Source organism: Stetteria hydrogenophila, from assembly GCF_054657575.1.
On record NZ_BAAHYL010000001.1, the window covers coordinates 622,018 to 640,007 of the forward strand.

The following is a 17,990-nucleotide window of genomic DNA, read 5'->3' on the forward strand; positions in this document are numbered from 1 at the left end:
GGGTGCGCCTAGATGCATCGGGGCCGGCCCGCCCTCTTTCTCGCACTCCTCACCGCGGCGCTCCTCGCGGCGTGCGCGGCCAGCGTCTCGATAGGCAGCTACCCCGGCGTCGGGCTGGATGAGGTGCTCGACTACCTCGCGGGCCGCGGGCTCCCCGCTGGCGTGAGGGCGGTGGTGGAGCTGAGGCTCTCCAGGACCGTGGCCGCGGCGCTCGTGGGGGCGGCGCTCTCGGCGGGGGGCGCGGGGCTCCAGTTCGTGCTCAGGAACCCCCTCGCCGACCCCTACATCCTGGGCATCTCGAGCGGGGCGGCGCTCGCGCTCATACTCGCCTCGAGCCTCGGCCTGGCGAGCCCCGCGGCCGTCCAGCTCGTCGCGTTCCTCGGCGGCCTCGCCGCGCTGGGCGTCGCCTTCGCCCTCGCCGCGGCGGCGGGGGGCGGGAGGCTCTCCCTTATAATAGCCGGGGTCGTCGTGGGCTACGCCGCGTGGAGCTTGGGGGTGATCCTCCTCTACAGGATGGGGCCCGAGGCCGGGCGCGCCCTCTCCTGGCTCTACGGCACGCTGGCCTACACGACCCCCAGCGTGCTGCGGGACTACTCCCCCGGGATCCTGGCCGGCCTCGGTGTCCTAGCCTTGAGGGCCGGCAGGGTCTCCAAGCTTCTCCTCGGCGAGGAGGTCGCCGAGAGCATGGGAGTCAACGTCGCAAGGCTGAGGCTCGAGGTAGTCGCCGCCGCGGGGCTAGCGACCGCCTCGAGCGTCGCGATAGCGGGGCCCGTGGGCTTCATCGGCCTCGCGGGGGCCTGGCTCGCCAGGGCCCTCGTGGGCTCGGTCTTCACCCGCCTCCTCCCCGCCAGCGCCATGGCTGGGGCGGCCGTGCTCGTGGCGGCCGACGCGGCCGCCCGCCTCCTGGGGCCGGGGGAGCCGCCGCTCACCGCGCTCACCACCCTCGCAGGGATCCCGGCCACCGTGTACGTGCTCACACACCTCCGGGGGGAAGGGTGGGGCTGATGGAGTGCCCCGGCGGCGTGAGGCTCCGCGGGGTCGAGGCCGGCTACCCGGGCTTCACCCTCGGCCCCGTCGACCTCGAGGCCGGCCAGGGCGAGGTGCTGGTCCTCGTGGGCCCGAACGCTTCGGGGAAGACGACGCTCCTCAGGGTGCTCGCCGGGATCCTGGCCATCAGGGCGGGGGAGGCGGAGGCCTGCGGCTACAAGGCCAGGGCGGGCGGGAGGCTCCCCGGGGAGAGGCTTGCAGCCTACGCCCCGGCGGCGCCCCAGCTCGACCCCTGGGCGAGGGTCTCGGAGGTCCTCGAAGCCGCGGGGGTCCGGGAGGCGCCCCCCTGGCTCTCCGGGATCCTGGATAGGAGGGTGGGGGAGCTGAGCAGCGGGCAGAGGAGGCTCGTGGACCTAGCCCGGGCGCTGGGGCAGCGCCGCCCCCTCCTGCTGGTCGACGAGCCCCTAGCCTTCCTCGACGTGAAGCACCAGGCCCTGATAGCCGGCGAGCTCGTCGCGCACGCCCGGCGCGGCGGCGTCGCCGTGGTGGCGGTGCACGAGCTGCACCTAGTCCCCTTCATCGCCGACAGGGTGGCGGTGGTGAGGGACGGCAGGGTGATCGCCTCGGGCCCCCCGGGCGAGGCGCTCGACCAGCGCCTGCTCGAGGAGGCCTACGGGGCCAGGCTCCAAGCCGTGGAGACCCCATGGGGGAGAATCCTGCTCCCACTCATCCCCCCGGTTTACGGGGAAAGAGGCGCCTGAAGGCTAGTCGAGCAGCGCCTCCTCGTCCTCCCAGCCTGGGTGGGGGTATGCTATGGCGCTCCCGGGGCTTATATAGACCCTTAGCCGCTGCCCCGGCTTCACGTCCTCGTCCGGGTCCAGGTAGGGCTTGACGGCCTGCCCCCCGGGGAGCCTGAGGGTCACCTGGACGTGGCTTCCCAGGAACATTGCCACCTCGACCACGCCCTCGAACACGTTGTCCCCGGGACTCTCCGGCTCCAGCGTGAAGTCCTCCGGCCTCATGACGACCACCGCGTGCTCCCCCCTCCCGAGCCTCCTCCCGGGCGCCATCCTGGCCCTCACCCTGACCCCGCCGGCGTCCACGACGACGTAGCCGCCCTCCTCCCCCACCACTCTCCCCTTCAAGTGGGTCGACCTCCCTATGAACGTTGCCACGAAGAGGTTGACCGGGTTGGAGTAGACCTCCCTTGGGGTTCCGACCTGGAGCACCCTGCCCCTGTTCATGACCGCTATGTAGTCGCTCAGGCTCATCGCCTCCTCCTGGTCGTGCGTCACGTAGACCGTTGTGATGCCGAGCCTCCTCTGGAGCCTCACTATCTCCTCCCTCATCCTCAGCCTGAGCTTGGCGTCCAGGTTGCTCAGGGGCTCGTCGAGGAGGAGGACTCTGGGCTCGACCACGAGCGCCCTGGCTAGGGCGACCCTCTGCTGCTGCCCGCCGCTCAGCTGGCTCGGGTACCTGTCCTCCAACCCCTCTAGGCCCACGAGGCTGAGCGCCTGCCTCACCCTCCTGTCGACCTCGCTGCGCGGGAGCCCCCTCACCCTCAGACCGAAGGCGACGTTCTCGTAGACCGTCATGTGGGGCCAGAGGGCGTAGTTCTGGAACACCATCGCAGTGTTCCTCTCGTACGGCTTCTTCCACGTAACGTCCTCGCCTTCGAAGAGCACCGAGCCCTCGTCGGGGTACTCGAGGCCGGCGATTATCCTGAGCGTCGTCGTCTTCCCGCAGCCGCTGGGGCCGAGGAGGGTGAATATCGACCCCCTGGGTATCGTGAGGTCGACGTGGTCCACAGCGACCGTCCTCCCGAACCTCTTCGTCACGCCCCTTAGCTGGATCTCAACCAACACCCACCACCCCCCGGGGCTTGGCTAGAGCCCTATGAAGGCGTACCTCTGCTTGAACACAAGGGTCACCACTGCAACCACCGCCAGCTGCACCGTCATGAGGAGGAGGGCCATCGAGGCGACTAGGTGGGGGCCCTCCACCGAGACCTTGCCGTAGAGGTAGTCGTACATCACGTAGGTGAGGGGCTGCTGGCCCTCCCTTATGCCCCCCAGCGTCACGCTCACGCTCACCTCGGTGAGTATGTACGCGAGGCTCACGAGGAGGCCGGATAGGATGTTCAGGGAGATGAGGGGGGCCACTATCCTACGGAGCACAGTCCACCTCCCAGCCCCCAGGTTGAAGGCCGCCTCCTCGAGGGCCTCGTGGGTCTGCTGGAGGCCGGCGAAGACCGCTCGGGTGGTGAAGGGGCTCTTCCTCACCGTGTAGGCTAGGATGAAGAGGAGCGCGGGGCCGGCGTAGAAGGGGTTGAACACCCTGGCCAGCGCCCCCTCCCTGAAGGGCCCGCTGGAGAAGAAGAGGAGGTAGCCCGTCGCCAGCGCTAGGCCCGGCACGGCTATCGGGCTCGTGGCGAGCGCGTCGAGGAGCGACAGCCCCGGGAGCCTGAGGCGGGCGACCAGGTAGGCGCTCGAAAAGCCCAGGGCGAGGATGACCGTGAGGGCTGCCGCGGCGTAGGTGAGGCTGTTCCTGAGCCCGGTGAGGACGATGTCGTCGCTTAGAGCGTGGGCGACGTGCTCCAGGGTCACCCCCTCCGGCAGCGGGCCTATCCACCTCTCGGAGAACGTGTAGACCACGGTGCCTATCTGCGGCGTCGCGCTGAAGAGTATCCACGGGAGGATGAGGAGGTAGACTGCGAGGCGGCCCCTCCAGCCGAGCCTCCTCACCCTCGGCCTCCAGGCGCCCCCCCTGCTGAGCATGGCGTACTGCCTGAGGGTGACGTACCTCCTTATCCCCAGGAAGGCGGCCATCGCGAGCAGGAGGAGGAGCAGGGCGAGCGCCCCGGTTTCGGGGAGCACCTCGCCGCTGGGGGCGGACCTGACGCCGTTGAAGACCCTGTAAGACACCACGTCGTAGAAGTTGAATGCCAGGGGGGCGGCGAGGTCCTCGAGGCTGAACACGAACACAAGCGCCGCCCCCGCCGCTATGCCGGGGAGGCTCAGGGGGAGCGTGACCTTGCGGAAGAGCGTGAACCCCCTCGCCCCGAGGTTCTCGGCCTGCTCCTCGAGGCTCGGGTCCACCTGCACCATGCTGGCGTAGGTGTTCAGGTATACTATCGGCCAGAACATCATGGTCTGCGCCAGGATCACCCCGGCCATGCCGCCTATGTTCAGCTTAACCTTGAACCCCAGCTCGTTCAGGGCGTAGCTGATGAGGCCGTTGAGCCTGAACACCTTGCTCACCACGTAGGCGTTTATGAACGGGGTGTAGAGCATCGGCACTAGGGCGAGGATCCTGAGGAGCGTCCTCCCCCTGAACTCGTAGCGGGCCAGGGTGAACGCCACCACGACCCCCGCGAGGGTCGCCAGCGCGGTCACGGCTGAAGCTATGACCAGGCTATTCACTATGACGCCATACCGGGGGCCCTTGACGTTGACTACCAGGTACCCGGCGGTCCTGGCGACGAAGAAGGGCGAGGGCTCCACGTTGCGGAGCCTAACCATCGACGGGTCCCTGAAGAGGTCGAGGAACGAATACCCCGACCCCGCCAGGGGCTTGAAGACGACCGCGGCCAGGGGGGCGAGGAGGAAGAGGGTGAAAAACGCGAGCGTGAACACCAGCATCGAAGCGAGGGCGGAGTCCAGCTGGCGCGCTAGCCTGAGCCTCAAGCCACGCCTAGCTCTAGCCACGCCGGGCACCTCACCAGCGGGGCGCGCCCCCTCCACGCGGACGCGGCTTCCCAGAAGGCTTTAGCCCATGCCCTGGAGCTCCCTGAGCACCGAGTCGAACCTCTGCTCCGCCGCCTGGCTCCAGGCGTTCTCGTACTCGCTTATGACCTGCCTGTTCTCCCAGAATATCTTGTTAACCCTCACGGCGTCGTCGAGTGTGAAGGTGCGCTGCTCCCCGGTCAGGGGGTCCTTGTAGGTCAGCGGCGCCGCCAGCATGCTCCAGTACTTGTCGAACGTCGCCTCGTCTATGGCGCCCGAGTAGTAGAGCTTGAGGAGCTGGGTCCAGACCTGCACCAGCTTGGCGTGCTGGTTTATCAGCACCGCCTTGAAGTACCTCCTCATCGCCTCCTCGAAGCTTAGGGCGAGCGTGTCGTTGAACTGGAACGTGGTGGCCTTGGAGAGGTAGTCGTAGACCTGCTTTAGGTCCTGCCTCTCCCTCCCCTCCGGGGTGTCGAACACCGCCGGGTTCGCGGGGAGCCTGTTGATGCTCTTGTCGAGCCAGATCTTCTGGCCCTCGGTGAGCACCCATGCTATGAAGGCCTTGGCGGCCTCGGGGTGCCTGCTCGTCGCGACGAGCGCTATGGGGTCGCCGTTGACTATGCTCTCCCCCTCGGGGAGTATGTACTTGCATGCCGGGTTCTGAATCTGGGCGGTGTACCCGTAGAAGTCGATGGTTATCCCGACCGCTATGTCGCCCCTGATCACTGCGTCCCTCACGTCACCGCTCCCCGGGTAGATTATGCTGTTAGCCGCCATGCCGGTGAGCACCTTCCAGCCCTCCTCCCAGCCGTACCTCTCCAGGATGATCTCGTACATCCTAGTATTGCTGGTGGAGGACGTTGGGTCCGCTATCCCGACCGCCGGCTGGCCGAAGTCTATGAGGGGCTTGCCGAACTCGGGGCTCGCAAGGTCCCGCCAGCTCTTGGGCTCGGGGAGGCCGTAGAGGTTGAGCATGTCGCGGTTCACTGTGAAGCCGAAGCTCGAGATCGCTGCTGCTACCCAGTAGACCTTGCCGTCCTCGCCCACCCTCTTCATCGGGGCCCCGGCGAACGTGTCGGGTATCTGGGAGAGCACGTCCTCGAGCCCGTCGAGGGGGGCTAGGAGGCCGTTGAGGTACAGCTCGTCGAACAGCGTCGGCCCGCCGCCCCACGCCACGTCTATAGCCTGCTCGGTCCCCGCCCTGTTCTTGATTATAGGCACCCAGCTGGCCGGGTTGAGCTGGATAAACACTATCTTAGTGACCCCGTACCGCTTGGCCACGTCGCTCTTCAGAAACTCATCCCTAGCCTTGAGGAGAATGTCGCCCGGGTGCCTGGTTAGCACGTAGAGGGTCACGCCGCCAGCCTGCTGCGTAGTGGTGGCGCCGCCAGCCGCAGTGGTCGTAGTAGTGGTGGCTGGGGTAGTAGCGGTTGGGGTAGCGGTCGTGGTGACGGTCTTCGTACCCGTGGCCGGCGCTGTTGTGGTAGTCGTGGTCTCAGCTGCCCCGCCAGCGCCGCCGCCTCCGAGGATGAGGGCCAAGCCTGCCAGGACTATCACAGCCAACACAACCGCGGCAATCAAGCGGCCACAAGGCCGGCCACAAGGCATGGACAAACACCTATACTAGACTGGTCATAGGAAGCTAAGTAAAAACTGCAAGGCCTCGCTGGGCCGATTGCAAGGCTTAAACGCCAGCATCCCCCAGGGGCGTGGTTAGCTTTAATAGGCCTGCGAGCCAGCCGTTAGCTGCCGGAGGCCAGGCTGGCGGGTTGAGTCCCCGGGCCTGGGGCTCTCCTCCCATCCTGGCCTCTCCGAAGTGCGTGTGCGTGCGTGAGCAGGTTTGGAGGAGAGGAGTGTAAAGGTCTCGGACCTGAAGGAGGGTATGGATAACGTCTCGGTCCGCGTCCGGGTCCTCGACGTGGGAGAGGAGAAGGTAGTTAACACCCGCCGCGGCCCACGCAGGATAAGCGAGGCCACGGTTGGGGACGAGACTGGGAGGGTGAAGCTCACCCTCTGGGGCCGCCACGCAGGCACGCTCAAGCAGGGCGAGGCAGTTGAGATCAGGGGAGGCTGGACGAGCAGCTACAGGGGCGAGGTCCAGCTGAACGTCGGGAACCGCGGGGAAATCGAGAGGCTTACAGACGAGGAGGTCGCGCCCGCGGAGGAGGTCCCGGAGAACCGCCCCAAGGCCCAGTCGAGGCCGCCGTCGAGGACGCAGCGCAGGCAGAGCGGCTACGGCTCCTTCTACAGCTTCAGGCCCAGGACGGGCAGGAGGAGCTTCTAGAACGGGGCCGCTGTGCCTCCCCGGCTCATTCCCGTTCCACCCACGGTTTTTGCCCACCCCGCCGGGCCTAGCCCGGGCTTCCTACTCGCCACCCTGCTCGCTACCGTCGCCCCCCGTAGAGCAGGCCCCCTCGGCCATCGCTATGACTGCCCTGGCAGCGAACTCGTCGGCGTGCCTCTCCGTGCCCCGGTGGGATCCCAGCCGCCACCTGAGGTGGTGGTAGAACTCGTGGAGGACTATGAAGGGGTCCCGGTACTCCCTACTGCTCCTAAGGTATATGGTCTGGTCTTGGGGCGTATAGCAGCCCAGGGCGTTCCTGCACCTCCTCGGCAACCCCACCTTGACCCTCGGGGGGAGGACTTCGTAGAAGCGTGAGAGCCCCTCTATAGCCTCCTCCGTCCTCCCCTCCACGATCATCCTAGCCGCCCTAGCGAGCACGCAGTCCTCACGGCTGAAGCCCGGCAACGAGCCCCACCAGCCAGTAAAGCGCTAGCACCGGGGGGAGCGGGCTTAACCCTCAAGGGCTCGGCTCGATTCGGTATTATTATGCCTCAACACAACTAATACACCGAGGTGCCCGGCGGCTTTGTTCGACTACATCGTGGCGGGGGCGGGGATTGTAGGGTTAGCCACGGCCTTTCACTTGAAGAGGCTCAACCCGGGGGCCAGAGTTCTCGTCGTTGAAAGGAGCCCTCGCCGGGGGCGGGGATACGGGTAGGAGCGCGGTGGCGTTCCGGGTCTTCTTCACCAGCACGCTCAACATGCTCCTCGCCGGGAGCAGCGTTGCGTTCTATATCCGCATCCAGGAGGTGGAGGGCCACAACCTCCGGCTTGAGGAGGGTGGGCTACCTCTTCCTCCTCGACGAGGCTGGGCTTGAGCGAGCCAAGCCGGGGCTCAGGCTGGCGGAGCGGATGGGCCTCCCCTTCAGGCACGTCGACCTTGGCCTCCTCGAGGAGCGCATGGGGCTGAGGCCGGCCGTCGCGGGGCTGGAGGAGGCCGAGCTCGCCGGGCTCGGGGACATAGTTGACGCCGTGCTCGTCGAGGAGGCGGGGATGATGGATCCGGAGAGGCTGGTGGAGTACTACTACGGGAAGCTCACGTCGATGGGCGTGGAGTTCTCCTTCAACACTAGGATTGAGGGGTTCATCGTCGAGCCTAGGAGGCCCCTCGGGGTGGAGGGGGAGCCCTTAGCATGGCAGGATGCGAGGGTCGCCGGGGTCCGCGTCGAGGGAGACCGAGAGGTTAAGGCGAGGAGGAAGGTGATCGCCGCCCTCGGCGCCTGGAGCCCCATGCTCCTCAACCCGGCCGGGGTCGACAGCTACAGCAAGCCGAAGAAGAGGCAGGTCTTCGTCGTTAGGGCGGATGGGGGGAGGGCGGGGATCCTCAGGGCCAGGGGGCTCAACGAGTACGACGTGCCCCCGATGACTATACTCCCGAGGGGCGTCTACCTCAGGCCCGAGCCGGGCGAGGGATCCTTCTGGGTAGGCGTTAGCGACGACTTGGGGAGGCCGTTCAAGCTGGAGGACCTCCCGAGGCCGGAGGGGGAGTTCTACGCCCTCTCAGTGCTCCCCGTGCTGAGCCTCTACTTCCCGCAGTTCCAGGACGCCTACCCCCACGCCGCCTGGGCCGGCCACTACGACGTGAGCTTCGACGGCCAGCCAGTCGTCTACGAGCCCTACGAGAGCGGCCTAGTCATCGTGGCCGGGACGAGCGGGAGCGGCATAATGAAGGCCGACGCGGTAGGCCGGGCCGCTGCGAGCCTCGTCCTGGGCTTCGAGGAGGCCGAGCTCCACGGCGGCGGGTCGATGCCCGTGAAGTGGCTCGGCATCGAGGGCCGCCGGGTCGAGGAGGAAAGACTCGTCATCTAGCCCGCCAGCGGCCCGTTCACGCTCCAACCGCAGACCCCTATACGGGATTCTAATATAAAATTAGGTGAAAATAGTACCGGTAAAAAGAGTAACATTTTTTAACCCCTTGTAACTTAATACTATTGACAGAGCGGTGGTGAGTCTGGTGGCTCAGGAGGCCGGGCACCTGCCATTCGAGGAGTATTATGACCTCTCCAAGGAGGCGTACCTTGAATATTACCAGAAAAGCATTGAGGACATTGAGAAGTTCTGGGACGAGAGGGCTAGGGAGCTGCAGTGGTACAGGACCTGGGACCAGGTGCTGGACAGGTCAAACCCCCCATTCTTCAGGTGGTTCGTCGGCAGCAAGACGAACATTAACTTGAACGCGCTGGACAGGTGGGTTGGCACCGAGGTTTTCGATAAGGTGGCCTACTACTGGGAGGGCGAGCCCGGCGACACCAGGGTGATCACCTACAGGGAGCTGTACAGGGAGGTCAACAGGTTCGCTTGGGCACTCCGGGAGTTCATCGGCGTCAAGGAGGGCGACAGGGTCGCAATCTACCTGCCCATGATACCCGAGCTGCCCATCTCGATGCTCGCCGTGACCAGGCTGGGGGCGATCCACAGCGTCGTCTTCTCCGGCTTCAGCGCGGAGGCCCTGGCCGACAGGATAGTCGACGCCGGGGCTAAGGTGCTCATCACCGCTGACGCCTTCTACAGGCGGGGCAAGAAGATTGTTCTGAAGGAGGCCGCCGACCAGGCCGTCGCCCTCGCCAGGGAGCGGGGCGTCGAGGTGGAGAAGGTCATAGTCGTCAGGAGGATGGGGGTCGACATACCCTGGAGCGAGAAGAGGGACGTCTGGTACCACGACCTCATTAACGAGGCCCCGGTGAAGGCCTACGTGAAGCCCGTGCCCAGGAAGCACGACGACGTCATGTTCATACTCTACAGCAGCGGCACCACCGGCAAGCCTAAGGGCATAATGCACGGCGCCGCCGGCTACCAGGTCTACGTGTACAACGTGTTCAAGTGGAACTGGGACCCCAGGCCCGGCGACCTGTACTGGTGCGCCGCCGACATCGGGTGGATAACCGGCCACACCTACATAGTCTACGGCCCCCTCATGCACGGAGTGAGCCAGATAATGTACGAGGGCGCCCCCGACTACCCGCAGCCCGACAGGGTCTGGTCCATTATCGAGAAGTACGGCGTCACAATCCTCTACACGAGCCCGACCCTGCTCAGGATGCTGAGAAAGTTCGGCGACGAGTGGGTGGAGAAGCACGACCTCTCAAGCCTGAGGCTCCTCGGCAGCGTCGGCGAGCCGATAAACCCCGAGGTGTGGAGGTGGTACTTCAAGAAGGTCGGCGGCGGGAGGGCGCCCATCGTCGACACCTGGTGGCAGACCGAAACCGGCGCTGCGGTGATAAGCCCGGCGCCCGGCATCAGCCTTGTACCCCTCAAGCCCGGCAGCGCCACCCTCCCGCTGCCCGGCATAGTGGCTGACGTGCTCCGGCCCGACGGCACCCCGGCGAAGCCCGGGGAGAAGGGCCTCATCGTGATCAAGGAGCCGTGGCCCGGCATGCTGCTAGGCCTCTGGGGCGACCCGGAGAGGTACATCAAGACCTACTGGTCCAGGTTCAGCAAGCCCGAGAAGGGCATCTGGATCTACTACCCGGCGGACTTCGCGATGAAGGATGAGGACGGGTACTTCTGGCTACTCGGCAGGGCGGACGAGGTCATAAACGTCGCCGGCCACAGGCTCGGCACCATCGAGATCGAGAACGCCCTGCTCACCCATCCCGCCGTGAGCGAGGCCGCGGTCGTCGGCATGCCCGACCCCGTCAAGGGCCAGGTGCCTGTCGCGGCGGTGGTCCTGAAGAAGGGCTACGAGCCCAGCGAGGAGCTGGAGAAGGAGCTGAAGGAGACCGTGAGGAGGGTGATCGGCCCCATCGCCGTGCCCGCGATGATAGTCTTCGTGAGCAAGCTACCCAAGACCAGGAGCGGCAAGATAATGAGGAGGATCAAGAAGGCCCTCCTAGAGGGCAAGCCCATAGGCGACACGAGCACCCTCGAGGAGCCCGCCGCCGTCGAGGAGCTGGCGAAGGCCCTCGAGAAGATCAGGGAAGAGGAGGAAGGGGAGGAGGAAGAGTAGCCCTCCCCAACTTTATTCTTTTTTAGCATAATTTAATTTAAAAACGGGTAAACTATGCACGAGTATGGGTTAGGGCGTGGGGGTGTGGGGTCTTGGCGGAGGAGAGGGTCTCCTGGGGCGACCCTGCAGCCCTGGGGTTGGCGGGCTTCGGGCTAACCACGGTAGCCCTAAGCCTCCACAACATGGGCCTACTAGCGACGGCGGGGTTGACGTTCGCCTACGGCTACATGTACGGCGGGCTGGCTCAAGTCATAGCCGGCATCATAGAGTTTAGAAGGAACAACATGTTCGGAGGCACGGCGTTCACGTCATACGGGCTATTCTGGCTAGGCCTAGCCCTCCTCGTGACGCTAGAGAACCTAGGAGTGTTCGAAGCCTCAGCCGCCGAGCTGGGCGTGTGGATGCTCCTCTGGGGATTATTCACGCTCTACCTAACCATTGGAGCCGCCAACCTCCAAGCAAGGGCCGTGACAGTAGTCCTAGCACTGCTAACCATACTGTTCTTCCTGCTGGCGGCCGCCAACTTCAGCGGGAGCGAGGGGCTACTACACTTCGCCGGAGCCTGGGGAGTCCTCACCGGGCTATCAGCCATCTACACCTCAGCGGCCATAGTGGTCAACACCACCGCTGGCAGAACAGTCCTGCCAGCCTAGCCTCCCCCGAAGGGGCTCGGCGACTGGCCCGCCCCGGCTTCCCCATTTTCTGGGTCGCAATTTTTCCCAGCCTAACCCCTACATCAGCGTCTAGCTCCTCCCCCCAACATGGAGGCGGGAGCGCCTTTAAACCCGCCCGGGTGGGAATAGGCTCACTCCAGGGGGCCTCGCCGCCCCGGGGCTGCCGGGCCTCAAGAGTTAATAATTCCCCCGGGGATGGAGAGTCCCCCTGGGTGACGTGAAGCCGGGGCGTGGGGGCCCGTAGCTCAGCCTGGTAGAGCGCCCGGCTGATAACCGGGAGGTCGGGGGTTCGAATCCCCCCGGGCCCACCATTCCCCCGTTACAGTTTTATGCTAGGTTAACGCTTGGTACACGGTTGCGTCCCCGGCGTGAGGGGTGTGTGTATTGCCGGCTTTTCAAGGGCGAAGCCTCGCCGCGCTGGCTGTCCTAGCACTCCTAACCCTGCCGGGCCTGGCTGTCCACGCTGGCCATTCTCCGGAGGGGGTTGAAGGGCCTGCATGGGTGAGGCCGCCCGGCTGGTTCTATTCAGGCGTGGTGGCCAGGGTCCTGGGCTTCGAGACTCCGTGGCGCCTCCCGGAGCCTCGGCCGTCCTACTTCAACCCCGCCGCTCTGGGCGGCGGCTCTTCCGGCTGGCTGGAGTCGCCTTTCACCGCCAACGTGAGGGTCTCCAGGGATTACCAGGGAACCTACGAGGACGAGCCCACTATAGCAGCTAACCCCCTCGATCCCAGCAACCTAGTGGCCGCAGCCCACCAGGAGCTGGGCTACGGGCAGGGCAGCTTGAGGGTCACGGTGGGGGTGTACTACTCGCTCGACGGGGGCGACTCGTGGCAGGGGCCCATCCTGGCGGAGGCCTACGACCCCGAGAATGACTGGCTGCTAGGCGACCCAGCCCTGGACGCTGGCCCCGACGGCGCGTTCTACCTAGCCTACCTCTCAGTGGGCTACAGGCCCCTGCCGCCCCCATTCAACGAGTCCCGGGCGCTCCAGAGCACCATAATGCTCGGCGTCTCCAGGGATGGGGGGAGGACGTGGGAGTTCAGGCCGGCCGTCACGCCGGACTACATTAACGTGACTGACCTAGTCAAGGAGGGCTTGATACCCGACACGCTGCTCCTGGACAAGGAGTACATAGCGGTGGGCAGGTCGCCCTTCACGGGCGGAGTCATGATCGTGATAAGCTACACGGAGTTCGTGGAGGGCTACAACTACACCGCCCACGAGTACGTCGGGAGAGTCACGATCAAGGCCGTGGTCTCCCACGACGGTGGGAGGACGTGGATAGGCCCCTTCCCGGTTAGCCCCACGCTCACGTACGGCCCGTGGGAGGAGGCGCCTAGGATAGTGCAGGGCTCCTACCCTGCTATAGCCCACAACGGCACGATATTCATAGCCTACTACGACGCCCTGGATGACGGGTGGCTCAACGGCTCAGCCGCGGTGATGGTGACACGCTCCGACAACGGGGGCAAGACCTGGAGCAGGCCCGTCGTGGCCGCCGTGCTGCCGGGCGAGCTTGGCTACTACTACACCATTGGAGCAGGCGTCGCGGAGTTCCCAGCGTTCAGGTGGTGGTCGTCCATGTTCCCATCCATAGCCGTGGCGCCCGACGGGTCCGTGTATATAGCCTACGCCGCCGACCCCGACGGGCCGGGCTGCGACCCGGCAGACATCTACCTAGCCGTCAGCAGGGACTGGGGCAGGACGTGGGGCAGGCCGGTTAGGGTGAACACCGACCCGGAGGGGGCCTGCAACGCCCAGTTCCTCCCGTGGGTGGAGGCGGGCCCGGACGGCTCGGCCCACATAGCGTGGGCTGACACCAGGCTAGCGCCGGGCAGGGCGGGCTTCGACATCTACTACGACCGCTACGTGAACGGCTCGTTCACGGGGAACGTTAGGGTCACCGACTACACAAGCCCCGCGTTCACGGCCGGCTTCGTGGGGGACTACATAAACCTAGCCGTCACGCCGGAGAACGTCCACGTGGTCTGGACTGATACGAGGAGAAGCTTCTACCCCGTCCTCGACACCCCACTCTTCGGGCTCGCAATCTCGAGCACCGACATCTTCACCGCCCGCCTCGGCTCTAGGCCGAGGCCCGTGGTCAACGCCACCCCGGAGAAGCTGCCAGCCGGCAGGGGGGCGTGGGTGAGGCTCGAGGCCTCAGGCCTCCCTAGGGAGGCCCTCTTCGCAGTGATGGTGAACAACTACACTGCAGAGTTCGCGGTGACCGACTCCGATGGCAGGGCGGTGGTGAACCTCTTCGTGCCGGCGCTCGCCGAGGGGGAGTATGAGGTGGCATTTGTCGGCGCAGCCAGCTACGCCGCCTACGCCACCTTCAAGCTCAGGGTGGTGGACTACATAGCCAGGGGGCTCGAGGTCGTTGAGGAGAACGTTTCAAGCATCCAGGCCAGGCTCGACAGCGTCGAGGGGGCCCTGGACTCCGCCCTCCAGGGCCTGGCGGAAGTCAAGGGCAGAGTGGAGGTCCTAATGGAGAGCGTCGAGAACGCCTCGGCGGCGATCGCGGGGCTCGCAGGGGGGCAGGAGGAGCTCAGGAAGCAGCTCGCAGGGCTCGCCGGCAGGCTCACAGTGCTCGAGGGGAACATCACCACGCTCGGGGAGAGGGTCGCGGAGATCAGGGAAGCCCAGAAGGCGCTCGAGTCGAGGCAGAGTGAGGCGGCGGCCGCTCTGGGATCCCTCGACTCGAAGGTCTCAAAGCTCGACTCCAAGATCACGAAGCTGGAGGACACGCTGTCAGGGGTCCAGTCGACGCTCGGGGATGTAATTGATGGGATTGAGGGGGTAAACTCCAAGCTAGACGAGGCCAGGGCGCTGGCCTACAGGGCCCAGGCGCTGTCAGCTGCAACCCTAGCCCTAGTCGTGGCCGCGCTCGCACTCCTAGCCCTAGCAGCCCGGCGGAGGCCCTGAGCCCCCGGCCTCGCCGGGGCCCCTCTTTCCCCTCCCCTATTTCGAGGCCTACTCGCCCCACCAGGGCTCCACCTTGTAGCTGGGCTTGAGGAGCCACTCGTTGCCCAGGTACACCTCCCGGAGGCCCGCTCTCCTCGCGGCCTCGAGCGCCTTCTCAGCGTGGTCCACGCTCGTGGTTGGGAGGTCCGGCATCCTGTGGTCCGGGTGGAATGCCAGGAGCACCATGGGGATCCCCGGGTCTATGCTGGCGAGGTAACTGGCTATCCTGTAGACCTCGCCGGGGCCGACGTAGCCCGGGACGAGGAGCGTGCTGACGACTAGGAGCGGCGGGTCCCCCCGCTCCCTCCCCATCTCAGCCACGAGCCTGGTGTTCGCCTTCAGCCTCTCCACCGCCCTCCAGCCGTCGACACCCGTGAGGGCCTCGTATATCGAGGGGGTCCACGCCTTCCAGTCTATTTTCACCACCCCGCCGCTCTCCAAGCTCACCCTGGCCATCTCCCTCATCAGCCTGGGGTGGGCTAGGCCGTCGGTCTCCCAGCATATCCTCTTGAACGCCTGCCCCCTCCTCCTAGCCTCCCTGAGGATCCTCCTAGACGCAGCCACAAGGATGCCAGCCTGGGGGGTGGGGTCCCCGCCGAAGTAGCAGACGCACCTCACCCTCGGGTCCAGCGCCTCCTCCACAAGCTCCTCAACAGTCATAACCGTCCTCCTGGGGACGGCCGTGGAGGGGACGCCCTCAAGGCTCGGGGGCCGCGCCCTGGCGACCATGAGCTTGTGCTCCCAGTTCTGGCAGAACGCGCAGTCGAGCGGGCAGCCCCCCAGGAAGACCGCCAGGTTGTAGTACCCGTACTCCGGCCCCTCCGTGTCGGTGTACTCCGGGTACCCCCTCCCCGTGGCGGCCGGGCAGACTGGTGTGGCGACGCAGTTCGTCGGGAGGGGGTCGAGGTAGGTGAAGCCCAGGATCCTCCCCGGGCCAGCCACGTGCTCAAGCCTACCCCCGCGGGCCCTCCACACGCCACAGTAGCCCACCCCACCGTCGGGTATGACGCACTCGTTCACGCAGAGCGCGCACCTAGCCCCCGAGCCGCCGGCCCTCGGGGGATCCCCGGGGAGGCCCAGCCTCGACCTCCAGAGCCTCCTCACCCTCCTAACCCTCTCAAGCGCCTCCCCAGGCCTCCTCCTAAGGCACTCCGCGCAGACGCCCAGCCAGGAGGAGACGAGCCTCGACTCCCTGCCGCAGACAGCGCACCTACCCACCAATCCGCCACCCCCGGGAGAAGGGGGGACCTCCAGCCGGGGGGTAAGCCCTCTAAACGCCCCCGGGATCCTCCCCCTTCCATGTGGGGGTGCCGGCGGCTTGAGTGTGTGGGTTGAGAGGGTTAGGGTCGTGCTTGAGGGTAGGGGGTTTAGGACGAGCGTTAAGAGGGTGCGCTACGCGACGCTGACGGGGGGCCTCGTGGTTGAGGAGAGGCTCGTCGCCGTGAAGCCCGGTGCGAGGCTGAGCGTCTCAAGGGTAGGCGGGGAGTTGAGGGTCTCCCTCGCCGCCGAGGGCGAGTGGGGCGCTGAGGAGGCTGAGGGCCTCGAGGGACTGGGGGGCTCGGTGGAGGTCGGGGAGGGCAGGCTGCTAGCCCTCTTCAAGCACGTCCCCGAGTCTGGTCTGGAGCGTCTCGTCTCCGAGGTCCTCGACTACATCGGAGCCTAGCCCGCCCCCCAGGAGGCTCGCGGCGTCGACCACGTGCTCCCTCCTCACCCTCCCGTCGACAGTGAACCTCACCCCCTCCAGCTCGAGGAGCCTCCTCTTCACCCCCGGCCCCCCGAGGCTGTAGCCCCCCAGGCTCCCGTCGCTCCTCACAACCCTGTGGCACGGCACCACTATAGGGTTAAGGTTGGCCCTCAACGCCCGACCCACGAGGCGTGGGCTCACCCCGAGCAGCCTGGCTATGGAGCCATACGTGGTCACAAGCCCCGGAGGCACTAGGCTGACGAGGGCCCACACCGCCTCGTAGTAGTCGCGGAGCCCCGCGCGGCCCGCCGCGCCGCCCTCCAGCTTCAGCAGCGGCAACCCTGGAACCCTCCACCCTGAGGGGCGGGAGCCGGGTAAGAGTGAAAACCCCAGCCGCACCCTAGGGTAGCTGCGTAGAGGGCAGGGCCCGCCCACTCCCGTGGGTCCCACGGGGCTGGATGAGGCGGGCTCGGCCCCCCTACGGCGGGCCCACCAAGACCCCATTCCTCGGAGCACAGAGGGTAGGGGAAGGGGGACTGGAGCACGGACGGCTCGTGCTAGGGCCTCACCAGCGGTATCCTGACCCTGTACACGTACATCTCTCCGTTGAGGAGCTTGTAGGGGTTGTAGGGGTAGAACTGGCTCACCCGCTGGAGCACCTCTCCACTGGCCTTGTCTACCACCCAGAGGTTGAGCTCGACCGACGTGCCCTCCAGCGCGGGATCCCTGCCCATAGCCTTCAATGCCTCAACCCAGTCCCTGGCAATCCTCCCGAACTCGCCCTCAGGCTTCAGGTCCAAGACGCCCCAGTTGACTGCTCCACGGTAGACCTCCACTATTGGCGACGAGTAGCCGGGGGCCGGCGGCGTGATTGCGTAGATTTGAGCGTAGACCACTACATCACTGGGCACCGAGGGCAGGCCCAGGACGGTCTTCACCAGCCCAACCCAGCCACTCCGGGGGTCGTAGATGCTGATCACGAACACCACGCGGCCGTAGCCCGCGAGGCCCAGCCCCCCGGCCGCCAGGAAGGCTACCGGTAAGGCTACGGCAACGGCGAGGGCGGCGAGGAGTAGGAGCCGCCCCTTCGACCGCCGCGCCCGAGGCGTGGGGGCCTGCACGCGGCCTCACACCACACCTCGGCTCGGGGCATTTTCCGCCGCTAAGGCATTTTTGAAATTATACAATTATACCTTAAATTTGAAAATTGAAAGCATATTCCTCCAATGTTCCATTCACCCCATTTCGCTTCCCTCCGCGGGCGCCGTGTCGACGGCCGCGTCGCTATTAGCCACCCCGGGATCCCTGGGGGTGGCGGGTGTGCCGGCTGGTGGCTGGCGGCGTGCTGGACCCCTACGTGGCCCTCGTGGAGGAGCTGGCTGGACTGCTCTCCCGCGAGACCGGCGCCGGAAGGCTTGAGGTGTGGAGGCTCATCCAGCCCCCGCCGAGGGAGGAGTATGGGGACCTGAGCTTCCCGCTCATGCGCTACGCCCGGAGGGCAGGCGTCGACCCCGGGGCGGTGGCCTCCAGGGTCAGCGACGGGTTGGGGAGGGCCGGGTTCGCGTGGGTCAGCGTCGAGCTCGCCGGTGGGTACCTGAACGTTAGGATCGACGCGGGTGGGCTCGCGGGGGAGCTGGCCAGGCTCTACGCTGGGGGCTGGAGG

At 66.2% G+C, this 17,990-nt stretch carries 17 protein-coding genes, 1 tRNA gene and 1 pseudogene; 12 read left to right on the forward strand and 7 right to left on the reverse strand.

From position 1 onward, the window contains the following. The first annotated feature begins 12 nt into the window (after positions 1–12). The gene (locus tag ACYQ3J_RS03310; RefSeq protein ID WP_460124459.1) at positions 13–1,005 is read left to right on the forward strand and encodes a FecCD family ABC transporter permease; all 993 of its coding nucleotides are present in this window, start codon (positions 13–15) and stop codon (positions 1,003–1,005) included. Next, the gene (locus ACYQ3J_RS03315) at positions 1,005–1,748 is read left to right on the forward strand and encodes an ABC transporter ATP-binding protein (protein ID WP_460124462.1); all 744 of its coding nucleotides are present in this window, start codon (positions 1,005–1,007) and stop codon (positions 1,746–1,748) included. Before ACYQ3J_RS03310 ends, ACYQ3J_RS03315 begins: the two co-directional genes overlap by 1 nt. Positions 1,749–1,751: 3 nt before the next feature. On the opposite strand, the gene ACYQ3J_RS03320 is transcribed toward ACYQ3J_RS03315, so the two are convergent. The 3 genes from ACYQ3J_RS03320 to ACYQ3J_RS03330 are packed head-to-tail and all read right to left on the reverse strand — an operon-like array spanning position 1,752 to position 6,278. Next, positions 1,752–2,849: an ABC transporter ATP-binding protein gene (locus tag ACYQ3J_RS03320; RefSeq protein ID WP_460124465.1), complete on the reverse strand. Its 1,098-nt coding sequence runs from the start codon at positions 2,847–2,849 to the stop codon at positions 1,752–1,754. 24 nt (positions 2,850–2,873) lie between these two features. Next, entirely contained in the window at positions 2,874–4,694 is a 1,821-nt protein-coding gene (locus ACYQ3J_RS03325; RefSeq protein WP_460124468.1) for an ABC transporter permease, read from the reverse strand. Between the two features lie 60 nt (positions 4,695–4,754). Further along, a complete protein-coding gene (locus ACYQ3J_RS03330) occupies positions 4,755–6,278 on the reverse strand; it encodes an ABC transporter substrate-binding protein (protein WP_460124651.1) in 1,524 nt (507 codons plus the stop codon). Positions 6,279–6,552: 274 nt separating this feature from the next. On the opposite strand from ACYQ3J_RS03330, the gene ACYQ3J_RS03335 reads away from it, so the two are divergent. Continuing rightward, on the forward strand, positions 6,553–6,996 hold the full coding sequence (locus ACYQ3J_RS03335) for an OB-fold nucleic acid binding domain-containing protein (protein ID WP_460124471.1): 444 nt from the start codon (positions 6,553–6,555) through the stop codon (positions 6,994–6,996). An 81-nt stretch (positions 6,997–7,077) separates the two neighbouring features. Here the strand turns inward: ACYQ3J_RS03335 and ACYQ3J_RS03340 are convergent, their stop codons facing one another. Continuing rightward, positions 7,078–7,461: a hypothetical protein gene (locus ACYQ3J_RS03340; protein ID WP_460124474.1), complete on the reverse strand. Its 384-nt coding sequence runs from the start codon at positions 7,459–7,461 to the stop codon at positions 7,078–7,080. Positions 7,462–7,597: 136 nt separating this feature from the next. Here ACYQ3J_RS03340 and ACYQ3J_RS03345 point away from each other — a divergent pair, with 136 nt between their 5' ends. The 7 genes from ACYQ3J_RS03345 to ACYQ3J_RS03375 all read left to right on the forward strand — a co-directional run bounded on the left by ACYQ3J_RS03345 (position 7,598) and on the right by ACYQ3J_RS03375 (position 14,604). Then, positions 7,598–7,714, forward strand: coding sequence for an FAD-dependent oxidoreductase (locus tag ACYQ3J_RS03345; RefSeq protein ID WP_460124654.1), 117 nt, complete (start codon positions 7,598–7,600; stop codon positions 7,712–7,714). Then, positions 7,677–7,874, forward strand: coding sequence for a hypothetical protein (locus ACYQ3J_RS03350; RefSeq protein ID WP_460124662.1), 198 nt, complete (start codon positions 7,677–7,679; stop codon positions 7,872–7,874). The genes ACYQ3J_RS03345 and ACYQ3J_RS03350 overlap by 38 nt, the downstream gene beginning before the upstream one ends. Further along, positions 7,837–8,865 (forward strand): NAD(P)/FAD-dependent oxidoreductase, encoded by a 1,029-nt coding sequence (locus ACYQ3J_RS03355; RefSeq protein ID WP_460124656.1) that lies wholly within the window; start codon positions 7,837–7,839, stop codon positions 8,863–8,865. Before ACYQ3J_RS03350 ends, ACYQ3J_RS03355 begins: the two co-directional genes overlap by 38 nt. Before the next feature lie 136 nt (positions 8,866–9,001). Then, positions 9,002–11,002 (forward strand): acetate--CoA ligase, encoded by a 2,001-nt coding sequence (gene acs, locus ACYQ3J_RS03360; RefSeq protein ID WP_460124659.1) that lies wholly within the window; start codon positions 9,002–9,004, stop codon positions 11,000–11,002. A 92-nt stretch (positions 11,003–11,094) separates the two neighbouring features. Next, complete coding sequence (locus tag ACYQ3J_RS03365; RefSeq protein ID WP_460124477.1) at positions 11,095–11,655, forward strand: acetate uptake transporter; 561 nt, start codon at positions 11,095–11,097, stop codon at positions 11,653–11,655. A 255-nt stretch (positions 11,656–11,910) separates the two neighbouring features. Next, positions 11,911–11,987, forward strand: a tRNA-Ile gene (locus tag ACYQ3J_RS03370). A gap of 73 nt (positions 11,988–12,060) precedes the next feature. Continuing rightward, entirely contained in the window at positions 12,061–14,604 is a 2,544-nt protein-coding gene (locus ACYQ3J_RS03375; protein WP_460124480.1) for a sialidase family protein, read from the forward strand. A gap of 48 nt (positions 14,605–14,652) precedes the next feature. Here ACYQ3J_RS03375 and ACYQ3J_RS03380 read toward each other — a convergent pair whose 3' ends face one another. Then, on the reverse strand, positions 14,653–15,861 hold the full coding sequence (locus tag ACYQ3J_RS03380) for a radical SAM protein (protein WP_460124483.1): 1,209 nt from the start codon (positions 15,859–15,861) through the stop codon (positions 14,653–14,655). A 100-nt stretch (positions 15,862–15,961) separates the two neighbouring features. On the opposite strand from ACYQ3J_RS03380, the gene ACYQ3J_RS03385 reads away from it, so the two are divergent. Beyond that, positions 15,962–16,306, forward strand: a complete 345-nt coding sequence (locus ACYQ3J_RS03385) for a hypothetical protein (protein WP_460124485.1) — start codon at positions 15,962–15,964, stop codon at positions 16,304–16,306. On the opposite strand, the gene ACYQ3J_RS03390 is transcribed toward ACYQ3J_RS03385, so the two are convergent. Together ACYQ3J_RS03390 and ACYQ3J_RS03395 are read right to left on the reverse strand one after the other, a co-directional pair. Next, positions 16,229–16,666, reverse strand: coding sequence for an MGMT family protein (locus ACYQ3J_RS03390; protein WP_460124488.1), 438 nt, complete (start codon positions 16,664–16,666; stop codon positions 16,229–16,231). The genes ACYQ3J_RS03385 and ACYQ3J_RS03390 overlap by 78 nt on opposite strands. A gap of 218 nt (positions 16,667–16,884) precedes the next feature. Further along, entirely contained in the window at positions 16,885–17,448 is a 564-nt protein-coding gene (locus ACYQ3J_RS03395; protein WP_460124490.1) for a hypothetical protein, read from the reverse strand. Between the two features lie 209 nt (positions 17,449–17,657). Between ACYQ3J_RS03395 and ACYQ3J_RS03400 the strand changes: the two are divergent. After that, positions 17,658–17,990 (forward strand): annotated as a pseudogene (locus ACYQ3J_RS03400) (arginine--tRNA ligase); the annotation flags it as partial.

Bases quoted from the DNA above. Each gene is read 5' to 3' on its own strand.
- ACYQ3J_RS03310 (WP_460124459.1), top strand. From the start codon at position 13: ATGCATCGGGGCCGGCCCGCCCTCTTTCTCGCACTCCTCACCGCGGCG.
- ACYQ3J_RS03315 (WP_460124462.1), top strand. From the start codon at position 1,005: ATGGAGTGCCCCGGCGGCGTGAGGCTCCGCGGGGTCGAGGCCGGCTAC.